Origin of the sequence: Pseudophaeobacter flagellatus, assembly GCF_021228235.1 — a bacterium.
GTDB classification, from domain to species: domain Bacteria; phylum Pseudomonadota; class Alphaproteobacteria; order Rhodobacterales; family Rhodobacteraceae; genus Pseudophaeobacter; species Pseudophaeobacter flagellatus.
The window spans coordinates 39,812-59,358 of record NZ_JAJQRG010000008.1 but is presented as its reverse complement, the minus strand read 5'-3'; the positions used below and the strand labels follow the sequence as shown (position 1 = coordinate 59,358).

Here is a 19,547-nt window from a genome sequence, read left to right as displayed (position 1 = left end):
ACAGTTAGCGCTAACAAGAAGCAAAGAGAAGTCGAAGCACAGCCGCTGTCTAGCATCTGTGTGCCACTCAGGAGAATGGGGCTATTTCCCAGGTGGAGAATACGGAACTGTTTGGGGTGACCACACAGGCCAAAGCTGCTAGCCTACCGCCAAGACCCAGAAAGACCCGCCCTGGGGGGGGCCGCACAAGTTTGGCCCCCGCGCCCGTTTTCCGGACGCAGAAATGAAGGTGGAAACGCATAAAACACCTCTGGCTGCCTGAATACAGCCTGATAATAATTGATATTGGATTGGTGATCTACGGAGGCAACACTCTGTTACAAGACCCCAAAACCCAGGACAGCCAGGAGGGTACCGCCCAGCCGGAGTTGAAACTGTACGACTATTTCACAAAAATTATTCCCCCTGCCAATATCACAATCCTCTTGGCCTTTCTTGCACTGGTTCTTGTCTTTGCCTCGGTTTTTTTAAAGATCCTTTCCGCTGAAAAGGATGCCTTCAAACGCGAAATTGTTGCCGTCTCGAACGTGTTTGAAAGCCACAAGCAGAAGCTGAACTTCCAGCTGGAGCGCTACGCCGCTTCAAACGCCGCCTATCTCAAGATTGACACCCAGTTTTCACGGCCTTGGATCGAGGAACGGTTTGCAACCGATCTGGCCACCGTCTCGGACTACGATGCCCTGTTCCTGATCACCCCGGATCGCGAGATTGCCTACCGAAACTTCGTAGAACAGAATAGCACCGCCCCCCCAGCGCGGAATTTTCAACAGATCCTGTCAGACGAAAGCATTCCGCGCATACAGCAAAACTATCTTGATATCCTGACGCAGAACTCCACGCAGAGCGGAAATTTCTCACCATATGTTTCCAAGCTGTCGCAGGTTAAGCTTTACCAGTTTGGTAAAGACTTTGCCCTGGCCACCTATTTTGCCATTGTCCCCGATCCAGGCGGTATCCCGGTTGCCCAACGCGCGCCTTATGTTCTGATCACCCTACATGTTCTGGACGCTGCGCATTTGGAAACTCTGCTGGCAGCCTTGCCGCTAGAAGATCTGGTGCTGGCGCCAGAGATCCCCTCTGGAATGATCGGCCTGCCGCTAACCCCCGACACCTCCGATCCAGATGCAGACCCGGCCTATCTGGCCTGGCACCCAATGGCCAAAGGGACCTCGATCCTGCTGTCCTCGGCCCCGGTACTTGGCATCAGTATCGGGTTCATTTTTCTGCTGGCGCTGTTTTCCATCCGGCGCAGCCAACGCGACCGGGCAGGCCTGAAGGTCAGCGAACGCCAGCTGCATGATGCGCATCGCATCGCCAAAATGGGCAGGTTTTCCATTTCGTCAGATAATCTCTTCAACTGCGACGAAGAAATCTTGCAGCTTCTGGGCGCTCCGATCAGCGAAAAGATATCATCATTTGATGATTTCTGCGCCCGGCACGCCCATCCCGACGACCAGGCCCCGCTACAATCTGCGGTGCGTAAATGCTGGCAGAACGGCTGGCCCTTTGGCTGCGAATTCAGGGTCAGTTCCACCGCTGACAAGGAAATCACACTACGCATGCAGGGACAGGTGCATATCGGAGGCACCAAAGACGAACTCCAGGTGGTGGGTATGATCCAGGATATTTCCGAATTCATACTTCTGGGTGAAAAGCTGCGCCAGTCACAAAAAATGGAAGCAATCGGCAACCTGACCGGTGGCATTGCCCATGACTTCAACAACCTTCTGGCCGTCATTCTTGGCAACCTTGAACTAATTCAGGACTGCGAAACCTCCAAGATCACCCAGTCCCACGTGGAGGATGCGATCCGTGCCACCTTGCGGGCAGCAGATCTGACCCAGAACATGCTGACCTTTGCGCGCCGCGCGCCGCTTGCGCCAAAACAGCTGGAGCTGAACCAGATCATCAAGGACACCCGGAATTGGGCTGGCCGGATCTTGCCCGAGACCATAGAAATCACGACCCGGTTGGAAAACGAAGCCTGGCTCATTGCCGCAGACCCAAGCACCACAGAAAGCACCCTGCTCAACCTGATGCTGAATGCCCGCGATGCGATGCCCAACGGCGGCAGCCTGTTGATCGAAACCTCCAACGTCTTGCTGGATGAGGATTTTCTCAAGACGGTCAAGGAAGACCAGCCCCCCGGTTTCTATCTCATGCTGTCCGTCGTCGATAGCGGGCAAGGCATCCCCGAGGCGGCGCTGAAGGACATCTTTGATCCGTTTTATACCACCAAGGGCCCTACCCAGGGCAGCGGACTTGGGCTTTCGGTGGTGCAGGGGTTCATGGAACAAACGGGGGGGCTGGTTCTGGTCCAGTCAGAACTTGGCGCAGGCACCAAGTTTGATCTTTATTTTCCCGCCCAAACGACCCGCACCGCAAAAGGAGAACTGCCCTTTGACCCAGCCATTGCCGTCCTGCCGCGCAAGGGAAGAAAAGCGCGTATTCTCCTTGTAGAGGATTCCCCCAGCCTGCTGGTAATGCTGGAAACAACTCTCAGCCAGGCTGGTCATAGTGTCATTTCCGCCACCTCTGGAGATCACGCGCTGTCGGCCTTTGAAAGCGCTGACCGATTTGATCTTTTGCTCAGCGACATTGTGATGCCCGGCCAGATGCAAGGAACAACCCTTGCCCATAAATTGCGGGCGAAACAGCCCTCTTTGCGCATCATTCTAATGACAGGTCATTCCCAGGCCCTATCCGATATCACCAGGGATCTGCCTGCGGGGAGACATGTTCTGACAAAACCGATACGCACAAAAGACCTGCTCTTGGCGGTTGAAACCGTACTCTCCCAGCCGCCTCTTGAAACTGCGCCAAGCTTTGTATCCGTTGACTGACCCTAGATCGCAGCGGCGGTTGGCGGCCGCGGCCTCCACTGGGCCGAAGATAGGTCCGACAGGATCACGCCGATTGCCCTGATCTGGGCAAGGTGACCTTATTCACGATCCGCCGCATCTCCTCGCGGTTCATCGGGGTGCCAAAATAGAATCCCTGAACAGAATTGCACTTCTCCTGCTGCAGAAAGAGCAACTCTTCTTCACCCTCGACCCCCTCGGCCAGGACAGGAATATTCAACGCAGAGCCCAGCAACAGAGTAGAGCGCACAATGGCTGCACTTTGTTCATTCTGATGCACACCACGCACAAAGCTCTGATCAATCTTGATCTTGTCGAAGGGGAAGGTCTGCAAGGTTGCAAGAGAAGAATACCCGGTGCCGAAATCGTCCATCGCAATGCGCACACCATAGTTTTTCAGCTGATGCATCACCTTCAAGGTATGAACCTTGTCGTCGATGATGCTGGATTCGGTGATTTCCAGCTCCAGCCTTTCCGGTGCCAAACCGGTCTCGAACAAGACATCCATCACGTCTTCGACAAAGGAGGGCTGCACCAACTGTTGCGGCGCGACATTGACCGCCACCTGAAAGGGGCGCGTCCATCCGGCGGCTTCTTTGCAGGCCGTTTTCAGAACCCAATAGCCGATCTCGCGGATCAGCCCGGTCTCTTCGGCGATTGGGATGAACTCATCCGGTTTCACCCGGCCACGTGTGGGATGGTTCCAGCGCAACAGCACCTCAAAGCCGACTGGCTCTAGCGAATTCAGATCATTTTGAAATTGGTAGGCCAGCTCAAACTCGCCAGCAGCACAAGCACGGCGCAGATCCTGGATCAGTTGGAGTTTTTCACGGCTTTGACGAACCATTTCTTCGCTGAACTGACAGATGTCGCAGATCATATCCGCTTTCGCCCGGTACATCGCCAGGTCAGATTTATGCAAGAGGTCTAACGGGTCGCGACCATCCTTAAGACTGGTCGCGATGCCAATGGCGGCCCCCACCCGCAGCGATTGGTGCTCTAGGTCGATAGGATCAACAACAATCGAGGCGTGCAAACGTTCCGCATAGGCGTGAACCTCTTCTATCCGCCGAAACCCCAGCTTCACCGCAACAAATTCGTCGCCACCCACCCGCGCAATATATTCATCCGCGCCCTGCTGCCGGATCAGACGCCCGGACACTGCCTGCAGGACCTTGTCGCCCACAGCATGACCGTAGAGGTCGTTCACCTCTTTGAACAGGTTCAAGTCAATGGTCAAAACGGCAGCGCGCTCGGTTTCGTCCTGCTGCAAGCGACGCTGCAGCCCCGACAAAAACTGCGTCAGCCACATCCGGTTCGCCATAGAGGTGAGCGGATCATGCAGCGCGGCATGGGCCAGTTGTCTACGGGCTACGCTTTCGACATTTTGTTCAATGTTGGCCGAGGCAAATCCGAGAAGCAAAATAACCCCCGTGATCCCAAAGATCACGGTGCCCAACGTCGCATCTGAGATAACCTGCGTCGGCACATCCACCAAGGGGCTAAGCCGCACGTCAATTGCGCTCATGCCGATGAAATGCATGCCACAGATGGCGCTGACCAGCAGCCCCGTTGCAGCCGCCCAGTTTTTCACGCCTAGCTTTTGTTTGACTGCAATAGAATAGCCGCAGGCCCCCAGGCCGACCCCGAACACAACCGAGAGCACAAGATACCCCAGTGACAATTCAAGGGCCCCCGGCACCAGATAGGCCTGCATGCCGGTGTAGTGCATTGTCGAAACCGTAACCCCGAACAGCGCCCCTGCGACATAGGGCACCTGCCGCCCGGAGGTGAAGACAAGCACCACATTGACCCCGCAGACGCCCAGAATGGCAATTAGCAGCGACAGGCCCGTCACAATCGGTTCATATCCGTGCTCAAAACCCGGCTCGTAGGCTAGCATCGCAATGAAATGCGTCGACCAGATCGTCGCGCCTGCAATCATACTGGACAGCACCAGCGGCACCAGCCGCCGCCGCTCTGCAGTACCCACAAGCCGGTTGGTCAGAAGAACCGATAGACTGACCCCCACCAAACAGACAAACGCAGCCACCACGACAAGCGTGTAATTGTGCTGCTGCGTCAAACAATCCAAAATTCGGTACATAGGGGGTCTCAACCTGCCAGTTGTTGCAACCTCCACCAAAGCGACAAAAGCTTAACGAATGGCGAAGCCCCCAGGACTTCGCGGCCAATTCGGGCAGATATTCACCGCGCGGGCGCATGCTTTTCGTTAAAATCAAATACAAACCTGGTAACCTTTGCGCCCCCCCCTCTCCCGGTCGGGCACGCCCTTTTGCAACCTGAAAAACCTGCAGTGCTTGGGCTGCGCAACCTTGATCAGCAAATATAGCCACCTGCCGCAGGGAAAAACGAGCATATGCGCGACCTTTCCCAGCAGTCCGGTCAGCCCATCATGACAGAGCGTCGCCACGCCCCTCTGAGCGCGTTTTCATCTGTTCATAGGCCGCAAGAGCCCGCCGTCTTCCGCTACCAAGATCAATCATCTGTTCAGGATAGGCATCGTCCGGGGCCAGCCGCCAGCAACGCGGGCAGGCCTGGTAAAAATCCAGTGCATCGCGGCCCGGATCCTCTGACAATTCAGCCAAATATCTGTGTATATATACCTTTTTTCCATCGAACTTCTCTGCCTGTGTTTGCGGATTGAAGATCCGGAAAAACGGCGAAGCATCCGGCCCAGAACCGGCTACCCACTGCCATCCCATGGCGTTTGCGGCAGGGTCCCAATCAATCAGGCAGTCTTCGAACCACTGCTGGCCAATACGCCAGTGTTTCAGCAAATGCTTGGTCAGGTAGGATCCGGCGATCATTCTGCAGCGGTTGTGCATGTAGCCCGTCACATAGAGCTGGCGCATCGCGGCATCGACAAGCGGCACACCTGTGCGCCCCATTTTCCACCGCAAGACCGCCTCGTCCGCGTCTTCCTGCCAAGGAAAACCGCTCCAGTCCGGACGCCAGTTTGACGATATGATTTCCGGCGAGTGATAGGCAAGATGGTATGAGAACTCACGCCAGACAAGCTCTTTCAGGAAGTGTTCGGCCCCCGGTTTTCCGTCGTTCATCGCCTGCACCCCGGCATGCCAGATCGTCCGGGGGCCGATCTCTCCCCAGGCCAGGTTTTCCGAAAGACGGGAAGTCGCCTCCTCGGCGGGGAAATCCCGGCGTTCCTTGTAGCCCATGACCGGACCATCGAGGAAATGCTCAAGACGGTCTAATGCGCGGGCTTCACCGACACAGGCATGCCGCGCCAGGATATCCCCGCCACGGTTCATTGCCACCTGCAAACCCCAGCTTTCAAGCTGGTCGCTGTCCGGCCAACTGCCGGGCGATAGAACCTGTTGCGGTGCGGGCTCTGCGCGCTCTACCGGCCGATCTCGCACGGCGCGCCACATTGGGGTGTAGACCTTGAAAAACCCGCCCTGCTTGGTCTTGACGTTCCAGGGTTCAAACAGAAGATGCCCGGCAAAGCTGCGGGCGTCATATCCCGCCGAAGCCAGACTGGATTTCACCGAGGTATCGCGGGCTTTTGCATCCGGGTCATAGGCGCGCGTCCACCAAATGGCACCAGCACCGGTGTCCTTTGCCAGGGACGCCAAAACATCCGCCGCCCGCCCCCGGCGAAGGATAAGCCGCGAACCGAGGGATTTCAGCCGCTCACCAAACAGGCGCAAGGCCGCATCCAATCGCCATTTTGGGGCAGCCCCGTAGGTTTCAACCACTTCGTCCAGAATAAAAACCGGAACGATGGGGCGGCCGGATCGGACCGCCTCGGACAAGGCCACATGCTCTGCCAACCTAAGATCCCGCCTGAACCATAGGATTATCGGCGACTTGGTCTCTGACATGGCGTTTCCCTTTCTGGCCCTGGCCCTGGCACATTGGGCATGGTGCGTGGGGCATGACCCTTGTTGCTGCGCTCAGGCCTCAAAGCAATGAAACATTGCTGTGATGATGGGCGTTTTCTGTTCTGTCCCGATATTTTTTCAGGCCTCGGCATCGCCCCGCACTGCGCCTTCAACAAGTATATTCGCTATGTCCTTTTCAACGCAGAGCTTCACCTACCTGCCCGTCAGGCCCTTACAACTGCGTGGTCTTGGCCGCAGAACGCGCGTGCCGCATCTTGCTGGTTCGGGTCCTACAGATAGAATCGGACAGTGGCATTCGGCAAGACAGGGATCATAGTCTTGCCGGGAACACGGCCGTTTTCTTCACTGTTCCATAGACAAAACTGGTGTCGATCGAGGCTATGCCGCCAATGGGGTGAATGCAATTTCGAATGAAATTTTCATAGGCTTCCAGGTCAGGGACCAGCACCCGAAGCTGATAATCCATTGCCCCGGTCATGACATGGCATTCCAGAACTTCGTCGATCAGCCGGACCCGCTTTTCAAAAATCTGCACATCCGCCTGGTTGTGCCGTTCCAGTTTGATGCGCACAAAAACGGTAATGGAAAGGCCATAGGCAGCAGGATCAACATCCGCGCTATAGCCCTGGATGATCCCCTTGGTCTCCAGGTTTCTGACCCGGCGCAAACACGGCGAGGGCGACAGGTTCACCGCATTGGCGAGATCCTGGTTGGTCATGCGCCCATCACGCTGAAGGGTGCGAATGATTTGCTTGTCTTTGCTGTCCACGGGGGCCTCATATTAGCATGATATGCCAATATATATCGCCATGATGGCAATATTGGCAATCCTCTGATCTGCTTTCTGGCGTAAGATAGCTCAAAATAGGATCAGGAGTTCACAATGTCCCACCCCACTGGTTTTGCCACCCGCGCCATCCACCACGCCTACGACCCGCAAGAAAATGAGGGCGCGCTGACCCCGCCGCTGCATTTGACCTCTACCTTCGCCTTTGAAACCACCGAGGCCGGCGGCGAGATGTTCGCAGGCGAACGTCAGGGGCATATCTACAGCCGTATTTCCAACCCGACTTGCGATCTGCTGGAACGCCGCATCGCCACGCTGGAGGGGGCCGAGGCCGGGCTGGCGCTGTCGAGCGGCATGGGCGCGATTACCGCCGTATTGTGGACCCTGCTGTCACCGGGGGACGAGGTGATCGTGGACAAAACACTGTATGGCTGCACCTTCGCTTTCATGCAGCACGGCTTGGCTAAATGGGGGGTTACCATCACCCATGTGGACATGACCAACCCAGACACGCTGCGCGCTGCCATCTCTGATCGGACCCGCGTGGTCTATTTCGAAACACCGGCCAACCCGAACATGCGTTTGGTGGATATTGCCGCTACTGCCGAGATCGCCCATGCCGCAGGAGCGCAGGTGGTGGTGGACAACACCTATGCTACGCCCTACCTGACCCGCCCGATCGAACTGGGTGCGGATATTGTGGTGCATTCCGCAACCAAGTATCTTGGCGGTCATGGCGATGTCGTGGCTGGGCTGGTCGCGGGCCGCACGGAGCAGATCACCGAAATCCGGCTGGTCGGGATGAAGGACATGACTGGCGCAGTGATGGCGCCGTTCAACGCGATGCTGGTCCTGCGCGGGCTGAAAACCCTATCCCTGAGGGTGGATCGTCATTGTGAATCCGCCCAGGTTGTGGCCGACTATCTAGAAGCGCACCCGGCGGTTCGATCCGTGTCTTTCCCCGGATTGGAGAGTTTCCCGCAACACGATCTCGCCAAGCGGCAGATGGCGCAGCCCGGCGCGATGATTGCCTTTGAAGTCATCGATGGCATGGCCGGGGGCATCCGGTTCATGAACGGGTTGAAGATGATCCAGCGGGCCGTATCGTTGGGCGACGCGGAAACTCTGGTCCAGCACCCAGCCTCGATGACACATTCGACCTACACCCCCGAGGAACGTGCCGCGCATGACATCAGCGATGGGCTGATCCGCCTGTCCGTGGGGCTAGAGGACGCCGCAGATATTCTTGCCGATCTGAAGCAGGCTCTGCCGCTTCTTACGCAACACGCTGCCGAATAAGCCCTGAAAAAGGAGAGAGCCATGCACGACGATCTGACCCATTTGAAGACCATTGAACAGCGTCTGTTGTGGCTCTCTCACTGGATGATCCATCACGCCAATCACCTGCGCCCGAAGGTGGACGGGATCAAGGTCGGCGGTCATCAGGCTTCATCGGCTTCGATGGTGTCGATCATGACCGCGCTTTACTTTTCGACGTTGAAACCCGAGGACCGGGTGGCGGTAAAACCCCATGCCTCTCCGGTTTTTCATGCGCTGCAGTATCTGATGGGCAACCAAACCCAAGAAAAGATGGAGAACTTCCGGGGCTTTGGCGGGGTGCAGTCTTATCCCAGCCGGACCAAGGATATCGATGATGTCGATTTTTCCACCGGGTCGGTTGGGCTTGGGGTGGCGATCACGTCCTTTGCGTCGATCATTCAGGACTATATCAAGGCCAAACGCTGGGGCGAGAACGCACCGATGGGCCGGATGGTAGCACTGGTCGGTGATGCCGAACTGGACGAAGGCAACATCTACGAGGCGCTACAGGAAGGCTGGAAGAACGATCTGCGCAACACCTGGTGGATCATCGACTATAACCGCCAGTCTCTGGACGGGATCGTGCGCGAAGGGCTGTTTGAGCGGGTCGAGAAAATCTTCGATGCCTTTGGTTGGGATGTGGTGCGGGTAAAGCACGGTGCCTTGCAGCGGGCAGCCTTTGAAGAACCGGGCGGCGACCGCCTGCGCGATTGGATTGATGCCTGCCCGAACCAGGAATACGCAGCGCTGACCTTCATGGGCGGCGCCGTCTGGCGCAAACGGCTGATGGAGGATCTGGGCGACCAAGGCGCGGTCTCGGCGCTGATCGAACGGCGCGATGATGCGGCGCTGGCGGCGCTGATGGAAAACCTCGGCGGCAACTGCGTCGAAACGATGGCGCAGACCTTTCAGGCCATCGACCATGACTGCCCGACCTGTTTTCTTGCCTATACCATCAAAGGCTGGGGCACCCCGATTGCCGGGCACAAGGACAACCACGGCGGGCTGATGAACACCAGTCAGTTCGCCCAGTGGCAGCAGCATATGGGGGTGGCCGAAGGGGAAGAATGGGACCCCATGGCCACCGTCGAGGATCCCGAGGCCTTGCAAGAGTTCCTGTCCCAGGTGGCCTTCTTTGCGCAGGGCAGGCGCCGCTTTCAGGATATCAAACTGGCTGTACCCAGCCTTAAAATTGACTCCGCACGCGATACCTCGACACAGATGGCCTTTGGCAAGATCCTTGATGATCTGTCCAAAGGTGACAGCCCGCTGGCCGAACGGATCGTGACCACCTCGCCCGATGTGACCGGCACGACAAACCTTGGCCCCTGGGTGAACCGGCGCAAACTATTTGGCCGGGCAGAACAGGCCGACGCCTTCATCGAACACCGCATCCCCTCGACCGCGAAATGGGAATTCACGCCGCAGGGACAGCATATCGAACTGGGCATCGCAGAAATGAACCTGATGCTGCTATTGGGGGCGGCGGGCCTGTCACATTCGCTGTTCGGCAAGCGCCTGATCCCTATTGGCACGGTCTATGACCCTTTTGTCGCCCGTGGGCTCGATGCGCTGAACTATGCCTGCTATCAGGATGCCCGTTTTGTTCTGGTGGGGACGCCGTCAGGCATTACTCTGGCACCTGAAGGGGGTGCCCACCAGTCGGTCGGCACGCCGCTGATCGGGATGAGTCAGGACGGTCTGGCCGCCTTTGAACCTGCTTTTGCGGATGAATTGGCGGTGATCATGCAATGGGCCTTTGACTACCTTCAGCGTGATGGCGAGGGCGACCCGGATGAGCGCACCTGGCTGCGCGACGAAACCGGCGGCTCTGTTTATCTGCGCCTGTCCACCAATCCGATCGAACAGCCCGGAAAGCGGGTCGACGATGATTTCCGCCAGGGGGCCATTGATGGCGCCTACTGGCTGCGCAGGCCGGGGCCGAATTGCGATGTTGTGATTGCCTACCAAGGTGTCGTCGCGCCCGAAGCGATCAAAGCTGCAGGGATGATTGGCGAGGCCCGACGGGATGTGGGTGTTCTCGCCGTTACCTCGGCTGACCGGTTGAATGCGGGCTGGACTGCGGCGCAACGGGCGCGGTCGCGCGGCACTGTAGATGCGCAGTCTCATATCGAAACCCTCATGTCCGCCCTGCCGCCGCATTGTAAAATCATCACCGTGATCGACGGTCACCCGGCGACCCTGTCCTGGCTGGGGTCGGTTGCGGGGCACCAGACCATTCCGCTGGGTGTGGAACACTTTGGTCAAACCGGCACGATTGGCGATCTCTATGGTCATCATGGCATTGATGCCGCCGCCATTGTCGAAAAGGTCAATGGGCTGACCACGGGCAGAAACATACGCCAAAACGCGTCTGGCTTGCCCCTCCGCAGCGCCATGTAGAAGGATCGGCCGCACCAACAGCAGGGGCAATAGCGGGGTTCATCCGGGATGAGAAATCTTCGACTACCCCCCTATCGGCATTCCCAACGCCCGCAGCATCGACACCGCATTCGTTTCAAAGGGCATCATCCCCCGCTTTTTGGGCAAGGCAGGTCCTGCTAAGGCGGGCCCTGCTTTGGAGCTTGCGGCGGCCGTGTTGCAGCTTTTGCGTGACAGTACGGTTTTGGACTGAAAGAAGTCGTTCGCAACTCAGAAATCCAGCACCTGCGATCTAATCTGTTCAGGCAAGGTGCTGCCGTCCCGCGCGGGACGGCAGAGAATTGGGAAGTCGGTGAAAACCCGACACTGCCCCCGCAACGGTAAGGAAGATATGGTTCGGCTATCACCACTGGGACGAGGATCCCGGGAAGGTGCCGTTACCCGGTGAAAACCTCTTCCAAGTCCGGAAACCAGCCTTGCAGATATGTCAAACCGCGGGTGGCGGTGGGGGCACGGATCTCGGACGTGTTCCTCGCACGCCTCCGGACTGTTCTCCCATTCCATCTGCCCAAGCAAGGCCGCGGGGCGCGGCAGGAGAGCCAGAAGTGAACACTATTCAAAGCCTATTAGCCCGCCGAAACCCGAAACATGCCTTGGAACAGGCATTCTACACCGACCCCGAAATCTTTCAGGCCGACCTGGAAAACATCCACTACCGCGATTGGCTGTTTGCAATTGCAGCCTGCGAATTGGGGAAACCCGGCGACTATGTCACCTATAATGTGGGGGCTTATCGCGTGGTTATCGTGCGGGGCGCGGACAATCAGATCCGGGCCTTCCATAACACCTGCCGCCACCGTGGTTCTATCATATGCAAGGCGGCAAAGGGGAACGCCCCCAAATTGGTCTGCCCTTATCACCAATGGACCTATGAGCTTGATGGCTCTCTGCTCTGGGCCCGCGACATGGGGCCTGATTTTGATCCCAAGCAGCACGGTTTGAAAACGGTGCATTGCCGCGAGTTGGCCGGGCTTGTCTATATCTGCCTGGCTAATGAGGCCCCTGATTTTGATAGCTTTGCTGAAGTTGCTCGCCCCTATCTAGAACCGCATGATCTGGGAAATGCCAAGGTGGCCTTCGAGAGCTCAATCGTTGAAAACGGCAACTGGAAACTGGTTTGGGAAAATAACCGCGAATGTTACCATTGCGGCGGCAATCACCCGGCACTTTGCCGGACTTTCCCGGATGACCCTGCTGTAACCGGTGTCGAAGATGGCAACACACCAGCGCATTTGCAGGCGCATTTTGATCGTTGTGAAGCCGCGGGACTGCCCTCTCACTTTCACCTAAATGGTGACGGACAGTACCGGCTGGCACGCATGCCGCTAAAGCAAGGTGCCGAAAGCTATACGATGAATGGCAAAGCAGCTGTGCGTCGCGGGCTGGGGCGCGCCCCCTTTGCCGATGCCGGAGCATTGCTGAAATTTCACTATCCCACAACCTGGAACCATTTCCTTGCGGACCATTCTATTGTCTTCCGCGTCACGCCGATCAGCGCGACAGAAACTGAGGTGACCACAAAATGGCTGGTCCACAAAGACGCGATCGAAGGTGTCGACTATGATCTGAAACGCCTGACAGAGGTCTGGATCGCCACAAATGATGAAGACCGGGAGGTTGTCGAAGACAATCAACAGGGCATCAACAGCCCAGCCTATGCGCCCGGCCCCTATTCCGGAACGCAAGAAACCGGCGTGCTACAGTTTGTAGAGTGGTATTGCACCACATTGGCAGATCGCTTGGCACCTGATGCCGTGGCGGCGGAGTAACCGAGATGAAAGACCACTATTCAGCCGCAGGCGTTTGGGAAGATGGGGAAACACTGGAATGTGTTTCGGTGGTGCCTGAGGCGCCAAATACCGCAAGCTTCAGTTTTCGCGCGCCTTCCGGGGCGCTCTTCACCTATGAACCCGGACAGTTTCTGACGCTCGAAATCCCGGCTCCGGGGCAGCCGGGTGGTGTTGTGCATCGCACCTACACAATTTCCTCCTCTCCGTCGCGGCCGCGTTCGATCACCATCACTGCCAAGGCGCAAGAGGACAGCATCGGAACGCGCTGGATGCTGGATAATTTGCAACCCGGAATGCGCATGAAAGCGATTGGCCCGGCAGGATTGTTCAGCAATTCCAACAGTAAGGCCCGCAAGTATCTGTTCGTTTCCGCAGGTTCTGGCATCACCCCCATGATGTCGATGACCACCTGCATGTGGGATGAGGGCCAGGATCTGGATGTTGTCTTCATCAATTGTGCCAAACGCCCATCTGAAATCATCTTTCGCCAGCGCCTGGAATGGATGGCAAGCCGCACACCGGGGCTTGATCTCAAGTTCGTGGTGGAAGAACCCGACCCTTACAAACCCTGGACAGGCTACCAGGGACAGTTCAACCAGTTGATGCTGGGCCTGATGGCACCGGATTATCTCGACCGAGAGGTCTACTGTTGTGGGCCAGAACCTTTCATGACTGCCGTGCGCGAGGCACTCGCAGGACTGGGGTTCGATATGGAAAACTACCACCAAGAGAGCTTTGGCGCCCCTGTTGAAACTGAGGCGGACCAGCCCGATCTGGATGACGTCGTGCTTGACGATGATACCAATGCTGAGATCCATTTTGCCACCTCTGACGTAACAGCCAAAGTCGCAGAAACGGATACGGTCTTGGCGGCTGCACGCAATGTTGGCCTGAATATCCCGTCGGGCTGTACATTTGGTGTCTGCGGAACCTGCAAGGTCAAGAAATCCTCAGGCGAGGTCCATATGGTGCACAATGGCGGAATTTCCGAGGATGACATTGCAGCAGGATACATTCTCGCCTGCTGTTCCAACCCAATCGGAAGAGTTGAAATCGAAGTCTGAAAAACCAAAGGGGGTGCCGATCGGCGCCCCCTAGCCAAGGACGGAAACATTATCTTTGGGTCGAGGCAGGCGCTGGTGGCGACGCAGGTCTTAGGACTGCAAACCGCATCGCTGCCCTATGTCTCTGGAATGTCCAGATCAGGCGACTCCATCACAGTATCGTTCTCTCTGCCTGACGGCGGCTCTCTATAGCCCAGCCCCCACCGCGCTGTCGTCGTGGTTTGTCCGCGAGGCCGACAGCGGGGAATATACCGGAGCCGGTTTCACTGCGCAGATTGTTGGTGATGCAATTGAGCTGATCAAAGACAGCGGAACGTGGCGGGATGTGACCTGGGTACAATATATGGGAGCTAACGGCGCTTCCCGCCCATCGGGTGACGGGGCGCTAGAGGACGCCATTGTCAACGGCCTGCTGGTCGAAACCTGGGCACCCGCGCAGCCGTGACCCTCTGCCCCTCCAAAGACACATAAAAGGGCCGTTTAAGGCCCCTTTCTAGGGGGCAACAAGCAATGGCTGGAACCTAGTCAATTCCGTTGGCACGTTGTAGTTCTCGTATATAGCGGATGACGCTTTTGATATCTCCGCCTGTCAGCCCCTCTTGTTTGGGCATATTACCAAAATTCCAATGGTGCGCCTGCACCCCGTATTGAACCGCGCGTATAAAGGCTGCGTCAGCGTGGTGTGAGGGTTCGTAGATCTTGTGGATCAATGGTGGTCCCAAAGTGTTTCGGCCCGCAGCGTTCTGACCGTGGCAGTCGGCACAGGTCGCGTCAAATATCCGTTTTCCCACCTGCGCGGTTTCTGTAAACTCATTGGCAATCCTGACGCTGACAATCGGCCCCCCAGAAACCTGGGCGGATGAGGATAATGATGAATTGCTGTTTTCATCTATGTCGTTTCGCAGAGCGTATATTGTGGCCGCCCCAATGACTGCGACTACTGCAATTAGTATGGAGGTCTTCATTTTCGCCTCTTTCCTTTGTTTCCACCCGATCTCTAAGGTGGCTAAATAATTGGCTTATAAGGTGAACTTCAGGCCATAAGATGCTCGCCCGCAGAAAGAATGGGCTGCATTCTTTGGGGAAGACAGGCGCCGTTTTTAGGGCAAGCCGCTAGTAAAACTGGCAAAAATGGGAGGTCCCGAAAGGCCCCCCATAGGCTGTTTATCTCAGCTCCGTCACGGTGAGCTTGCCTTTGATCCGTTCAGCAACGAACTCAATATCTTGTCCAGCTTCGAGCTGTTCAAGCATGCCATCTTCGGCCAATCTGAACACCATAGTCATTGCGGGCATGTCCAGATCCACCAACTCTTCGTGAATAATTGTAACCTTGCCGGACTTCGGATCGACCTTTTTCACGATACCCTTGGTGAAGGTCCCTGCCATTCCACTGGCAGCAAAACCAACGCTTAGCACGAGCGCAGTAGCGATTAACTTGATGGTTTGCATGAGTTGCTTTCCTTGTATCGTTATCTTCATTTCACAACCACTGGGCCATGCATGCCTGACTCATAGTGACCAGGGATAAGGCAGGCGAATTCAAAGGTCCCGGCGTTGGAAAATGTCCAGACAACCTCACCTTGTGCACCAGCATCAAGCCGTACGGAATTTGGATCGTCGTGTTCCATATCCATTTTGGCCATCATTTCTTTGTGCAAGACGTTTCGCTGGGCCGTATCCAGGACAAACTCATGCTCCAGTTCACCAGCGTTAGTGATTGTGAATTTGATCGTCTCCCCCGTGGAAAAAGAGAAGGTGCGAGGCTCAAACAGCATTTCGCCATCGTCTGTCTCTTTCATCGAGACGCTGATTTCACGATCAACATGATGTACATCGCCCAGCTTGCCGACTTCCATTTCATCGCCATGCCCTCCGCCATGCGTACCAGATGCCAAGGCAGGTCCTGCAAAGAAAGCGGCGATAGCTAGTGTAGAAAGGATCGTTTTCATTAGTAGTTCCTCATTGTGTATATAGTTACCTAAGGCATTAGCCTTTGGTGGTTGGCTTCGGGGTGATCTGTGTTTGTGCGGAGTCAGCACGAGTAAAATCCGGCAATTCTCCGGTCCATTCGTAGGCCTGGGTGCCAGGCGGATTTTGGTACCAGCCGGGGTCGCTGTAATCATCTGGCCTAATTCCGTCACGCACCTTCACAACCGAGAACATGCCGCCCATTTCCAAGGGACCATGGGGGCCCCAGCCAGCCATCATCGGGACGGTATTGTCCGGTAGGGGCATCGACATTTCCCCCATGTCGGCCATGCCAGCCGTGCCCATGGGCATGTATTCTGGTTGCAATGCGCGAATTTGGCGGGTCAGCTTGCCTTTGTCGGCACCAATGAAGGTCGGAACATCGTGGCCCATTGCATTCATGGTGTGATGAGATTTGTGGCAATGTATGGCCCAGTCGCCGAGGTGGTCCGCGACAAATTCATAAGCACGCATAGCGCCAACAGGGATATCGATCGACACCTCCGGCCATTGGGCACTCTCAGGCACCCAGCCGCCGTCCGTGCAAGTAACTTTAAAGTCGTAGCCATGCATGTGGATGGGATGATTGGTCATGGTTAAATTACCGACCCGCACCCTAACCTTGTCACCTTTGTTGACAACCAGCGGATCAATATCGGGGAAGATCCGGCTGTTCCATGTCCACAGGTTGAAATCGGCCATGGTCATGATGCGCGGAACAAATGTGCCGGGATCAATGTCAAAGGCATTGAGCATGATCAGGAAATCGCGATCTACCCGCATGAAATCGGGGTCTTTGGGATGCACAATGAACATTCCCATCATGCCCATGGCCATTTGCACCATTTCATCCGCATGTGGATGATACATAAAGGTGCCAGATTTGGTCAGATCGAACTCGTAGATAAAGGTCTTGCCGGGGGGAATGCCGGGATGGCTGAGCCCGCCCACACCGTCCATACCTGACGGAAGGATCAGCCCGTGCCAATGCACGGAAGTATGTTCTGGTAGCTTATTGGTGACGTAGATGCGAACCCGATCCCCTTCTACTGCTTCGATAGTGGGGCCAGTGGATTGGCCGTTGTAGCCCCACAAATGCGCCGTCATGCCATCGGCCAGCTCTCTTTCAACCGGCTCAGCAACTAAGTGGAATTCCTTCACCCCATTGTTCATACGAAACGGGAGTGTCCAACCGTTGAGTGTTACCACAGGGTTGTAGTCAAGCCCCGTTGAAGGGGCTTTGGGGGGCTGTGTTGCCGCCGTGTCCATTAAGGCGGCTTCTGGAAGACCCATGTTGGATGTTTTGCCCCAGGCCTGGGACGAAACAAGTGCAGCACCTGCGGCACCGGCACCCAGTATTTGACGTCTGTTCATCATTTTTTTGATCCTTTAATGGGCCGCATCGCCGCCACCGGCGATCTCTGCACCCGCGCTCATAACGTTCGAGCCTGCACCGCCGCCATAAATCGCTGCATTCACATTTTCCTGTGCCAGCCAGAAATCACGCTTGGCATTTGCAGCCTCAAGAGCGCTGGCCGACTGGTCGCGCAGGTCTGTGAGCAATTCGAATGTGTTGGTGATCATGCCGTTATAGCTAAGCAGTCCCTCTTCCTCGATGGCTTTGCGCAGAGGCAGAACGACATCGCGGTAGTGTTGTGCGATTTCGAACGAAGCGTGATAAGCCAGTTCTGCGCTGCGCGCTTCAGAGCGTACATTTATTGCCCGTTCGGCCAGCCGGTTGGCTGCCTGCATGTAAGACAATTCTGCCTTGCGCATACGAGCTTCACCCTGATCAAAGATCGGAATGGCGAACTCCAACTCCAGTTGCGGTCGAGTGTCCGTATCGGTGACCCCGTCATCACTTTCGCGCTCTGCCTCAAATCCTGCAATTAGCTCCAGGTCTGTTACCAGCCTGGTCTGATCTGTAAGGCCAAAGGCGCGTGCCTGTGCCTCAAGCCCCACTTGTGCAACCTTCAGATCGACACGGTTCTTTAAAGCGGCGGCCTCGATTGACGCGACCCTGGCCAATGATCTAGGCAGTATCGGCAAGGCATCGGGCACATAGTACCGCGCATCCCCGCCCCAAAGCCCCATCAGCCGGGTCAACTCTTCCTTGGCCAAAGCGGCCTCAAGCTTCGCGCGCGCGACTTGCCCGGCCAGTTCGGCCTGAAAAGCAAATTTCCGCGCCTGTCCGGCCTTATTTAATGCCCCGGTTTTGCCAAGCTGACTGGCCAGTTCGGCACCTGCATCGGCCGTCTCTTGAGCTTTTCGAAGATAACTCAATCGCTCGAAGGCAGCGACGGAATTGATCCAGGCCCGACGGGTTTCACTTGCCAAGACCAGCGTTTCTTGCACAGCAGTGAGCTGCGCCTGTTGGAACTGTGTTTCCGCAACTGCAATGCGTTGTTTTCTGGTCTTAGTGTCAAGAAGATTGATGGCAATAGTGGATTCCAGCGCCCGATATAGGCCAAGTTCTGGGGCACCAATCCCAAAGATCCCAACTGAAACAACGGGATTTTCGGGCGTCATTTGCTGCCATACCTCTGCCGCTGATAATCCAGCGCTGGCGTAGGCTGCTTGCAGTCGCTTGTTGTTCAAAAGTGCGGCCTGAACAGCAGTATCAGCCGAGATTGTTTTTCCCAGTACCAGCCCACGAACCTCTTGGCTCAAGGCTTCATTTTGGGCCTGGGTCCGAGCAAAGGAGGTCCGCTTGCCAATCGCGTTTTCCGTTTGATCCGCGATGGCTTGAAAACCAAGAGTTTCATCGGTGTACTTTTCTGGGACAACCGTGGAGCAGGCGGCCAACGCCGAGGCGCCCACCAGAATGGTGGGCCAAATTATACGTTTCAATTGCCAACCTCCGATTGCGCGTCATTTACCTGACGCCAAGAGGTCGGCTCGGTAGGTTCGTAGGGCGAGAAGCCAGAAAATGGAGATTGATAGCCCAGATCCCGATAGGGGCCAGACTGAACTGCGGCACGTTTAAGTGCCTCGGCTTCGGGAAGTGCAGCAGGCGTGGTCGCGCATGCACCTAGCAACAGGGCACTTACCCCCGCCAGAAATGGAATTTTCATTTGTTTTTCCTGAGAAGTGTCAGCGGAAACCCAACGCCTAGACGTGGGGTTGCTTCAAGAACCGCACGAGCGGCTCAGTCACTCAGGATTTTGGAGGGCGCAAGCGCGTTATCAGGTCCAACGAAGGAAGTTTGGCATCTGCCACAACCCAGCGTACCTCAAACTGCACGAAATCATGACAGGGCTGCAATGACAAAACATCCATTGCCACACAAGCCCCCGCACAACAGTTCACGGTTTCAGATGGGAGCGTTTTGCTCCCTTCTTTGCCATGATGAGAAGTATGTGGTGCATCTTTCAAACTGGCACCAGTCATAAGCATCGTTTCAGTATTATGATGATCGGAAACTGAAT

At 56.3% G+C, this 19,547-nt stretch carries 15 protein-coding genes and 1 riboswitch; of the genes, 6 read left to right on the top strand and 9 right to left on the bottom strand.

The features are described 5' to 3' along the window. Positions 1-293: 293 nt before the first annotated feature. Positions 294-2,843, top strand: a complete 2,550-nt coding sequence (locus LRK71_RS14890; RefSeq protein WP_232404755.1) for a response regulator — start codon at positions 294-296, stop codon at positions 2,841-2,843. A 64-nt stretch (positions 2,844-2,907) separates the two neighbouring features. On the opposite strand, the gene LRK71_RS14885 is transcribed toward LRK71_RS14890, so the two are convergent. The 3 genes from LRK71_RS14885 to LRK71_RS14875 form a co-directional block, all read right to left on the bottom strand. Next, positions 2,908-4,968, bottom strand: coding sequence for a bifunctional diguanylate cyclase/phosphodiesterase (locus LRK71_RS14885; RefSeq protein ID WP_232404615.1), 2,061 nt, complete (start codon positions 4,966-4,968; stop codon positions 2,908-2,910). Between the two features lie 307 nt (positions 4,969-5,275). Next, a complete protein-coding gene (locus LRK71_RS14880) occupies positions 5,276-6,727 on the bottom strand; it encodes a cryptochrome/photolyase family protein (RefSeq protein WP_232404614.1) in 1,452 nt (483 codons plus the stop codon). Positions 6,728-7,058: 331 nt separating this feature from the next. After that, a complete protein-coding gene (locus LRK71_RS14875) occupies positions 7,059-7,517 on the bottom strand; it encodes an Lrp/AsnC family transcriptional regulator (protein ID WP_232404613.1) in 459 nt (152 codons plus the stop codon). 114 nt (positions 7,518-7,631) lie between these two features. Between LRK71_RS14875 and LRK71_RS14870 the strand changes: the two genes are divergently transcribed. From LRK71_RS14870 to LRK71_RS14850, 5 genes are all read left to right on the top strand, one after another. Next, on the top strand, positions 7,632-8,834 hold the full coding sequence (locus LRK71_RS14870; RefSeq protein ID WP_232404612.1) for a methionine gamma-lyase: 1,203 nt from the start codon (positions 7,632-7,634) through the stop codon (positions 8,832-8,834). A gap of 21 nt (positions 8,835-8,855) precedes the next feature. After that, positions 8,856-11,258, top strand: coding sequence for a thiamine pyrophosphate-binding protein (locus LRK71_RS14865; RefSeq protein WP_232404611.1), 2,403 nt, complete (start codon positions 8,856-8,858; stop codon positions 11,256-11,258). 270 nt (positions 11,259-11,528) lie between these two features. After that, a riboswitch (cobalamin riboswitch) is annotated at positions 11,529-11,730 on the top strand. 112 nt (positions 11,731-11,842) lie between these two features. Beyond that, positions 11,843-13,066 (top strand): aromatic ring-hydroxylating oxygenase subunit alpha, encoded by a 1,224-nt coding sequence (locus tag LRK71_RS14860; RefSeq protein WP_232404610.1) that lies wholly within the window; start codon positions 11,843-11,845, stop codon positions 13,064-13,066. Between the two features lie 5 nt (positions 13,067-13,071). Then, positions 13,072-14,151 carry an FAD-binding oxidoreductase gene (locus LRK71_RS14855; protein ID WP_232404609.1) on the top strand — a complete coding sequence of 360 codons (1,080 nt, stop codon included), beginning with the start codon at positions 13,072-13,074 and terminating at the stop codon, positions 14,149-14,151. A 118-nt stretch (positions 14,152-14,269) separates the two neighbouring features. After that, entirely contained in the window at positions 14,270-14,596 is a 327-nt protein-coding gene (locus tag LRK71_RS14850) for a hypothetical protein (protein ID WP_232404608.1), read from the top strand. A gap of 76 nt (positions 14,597-14,672) precedes the next feature. On the opposite strand, the gene LRK71_RS14845 is transcribed toward LRK71_RS14850, so the two are convergent. From LRK71_RS14845 to LRK71_RS14825, 6 genes are all read right to left on the bottom strand, one after another. Next, positions 14,673-15,116 carry a c-type cytochrome gene (locus LRK71_RS14845; RefSeq protein WP_232404607.1) on the bottom strand — a complete coding sequence of 148 codons (444 nt, stop codon included), beginning with the start codon at positions 15,114-15,116 and terminating at the stop codon, positions 14,673-14,675. 199 nt (positions 15,117-15,315) lie between these two features. Beyond that, a complete protein-coding gene (locus LRK71_RS20575; RefSeq protein WP_408636014.1) occupies positions 15,316-15,600 on the bottom strand; it encodes a copper-binding protein in 285 nt (94 codons plus the stop codon). A 26-nt stretch (positions 15,601-15,626) separates the two neighbouring features. Then, positions 15,627-16,100, bottom strand: coding sequence for a cupredoxin domain-containing protein (locus LRK71_RS20570; protein ID WP_408636013.1), 474 nt, complete (start codon positions 16,098-16,100; stop codon positions 15,627-15,629). 37 nt (positions 16,101-16,137) lie between these two features. Next, positions 16,138-17,496, bottom strand: a complete 1,359-nt coding sequence (locus LRK71_RS14835; protein WP_232404606.1) for a multicopper oxidase family protein — start codon at positions 17,494-17,496, stop codon at positions 16,138-16,140. A gap of 12 nt (positions 17,497-17,508) precedes the next feature. Then, a complete protein-coding gene (locus LRK71_RS14830; RefSeq protein ID WP_232404605.1) occupies positions 17,509-18,969 on the bottom strand; it encodes a TolC family protein in 1,461 nt (486 codons plus the stop codon). After that, positions 18,966-19,193 (bottom strand): hypothetical protein, encoded by a 228-nt coding sequence (locus LRK71_RS14825; RefSeq protein ID WP_232404604.1) that lies wholly within the window; start codon positions 19,191-19,193, stop codon positions 18,966-18,968. The genes LRK71_RS14830 and LRK71_RS14825 overlap by 4 nt, the downstream gene beginning before the upstream one ends. Positions 19,194-19,547 lie beyond the last annotated feature (354 nt).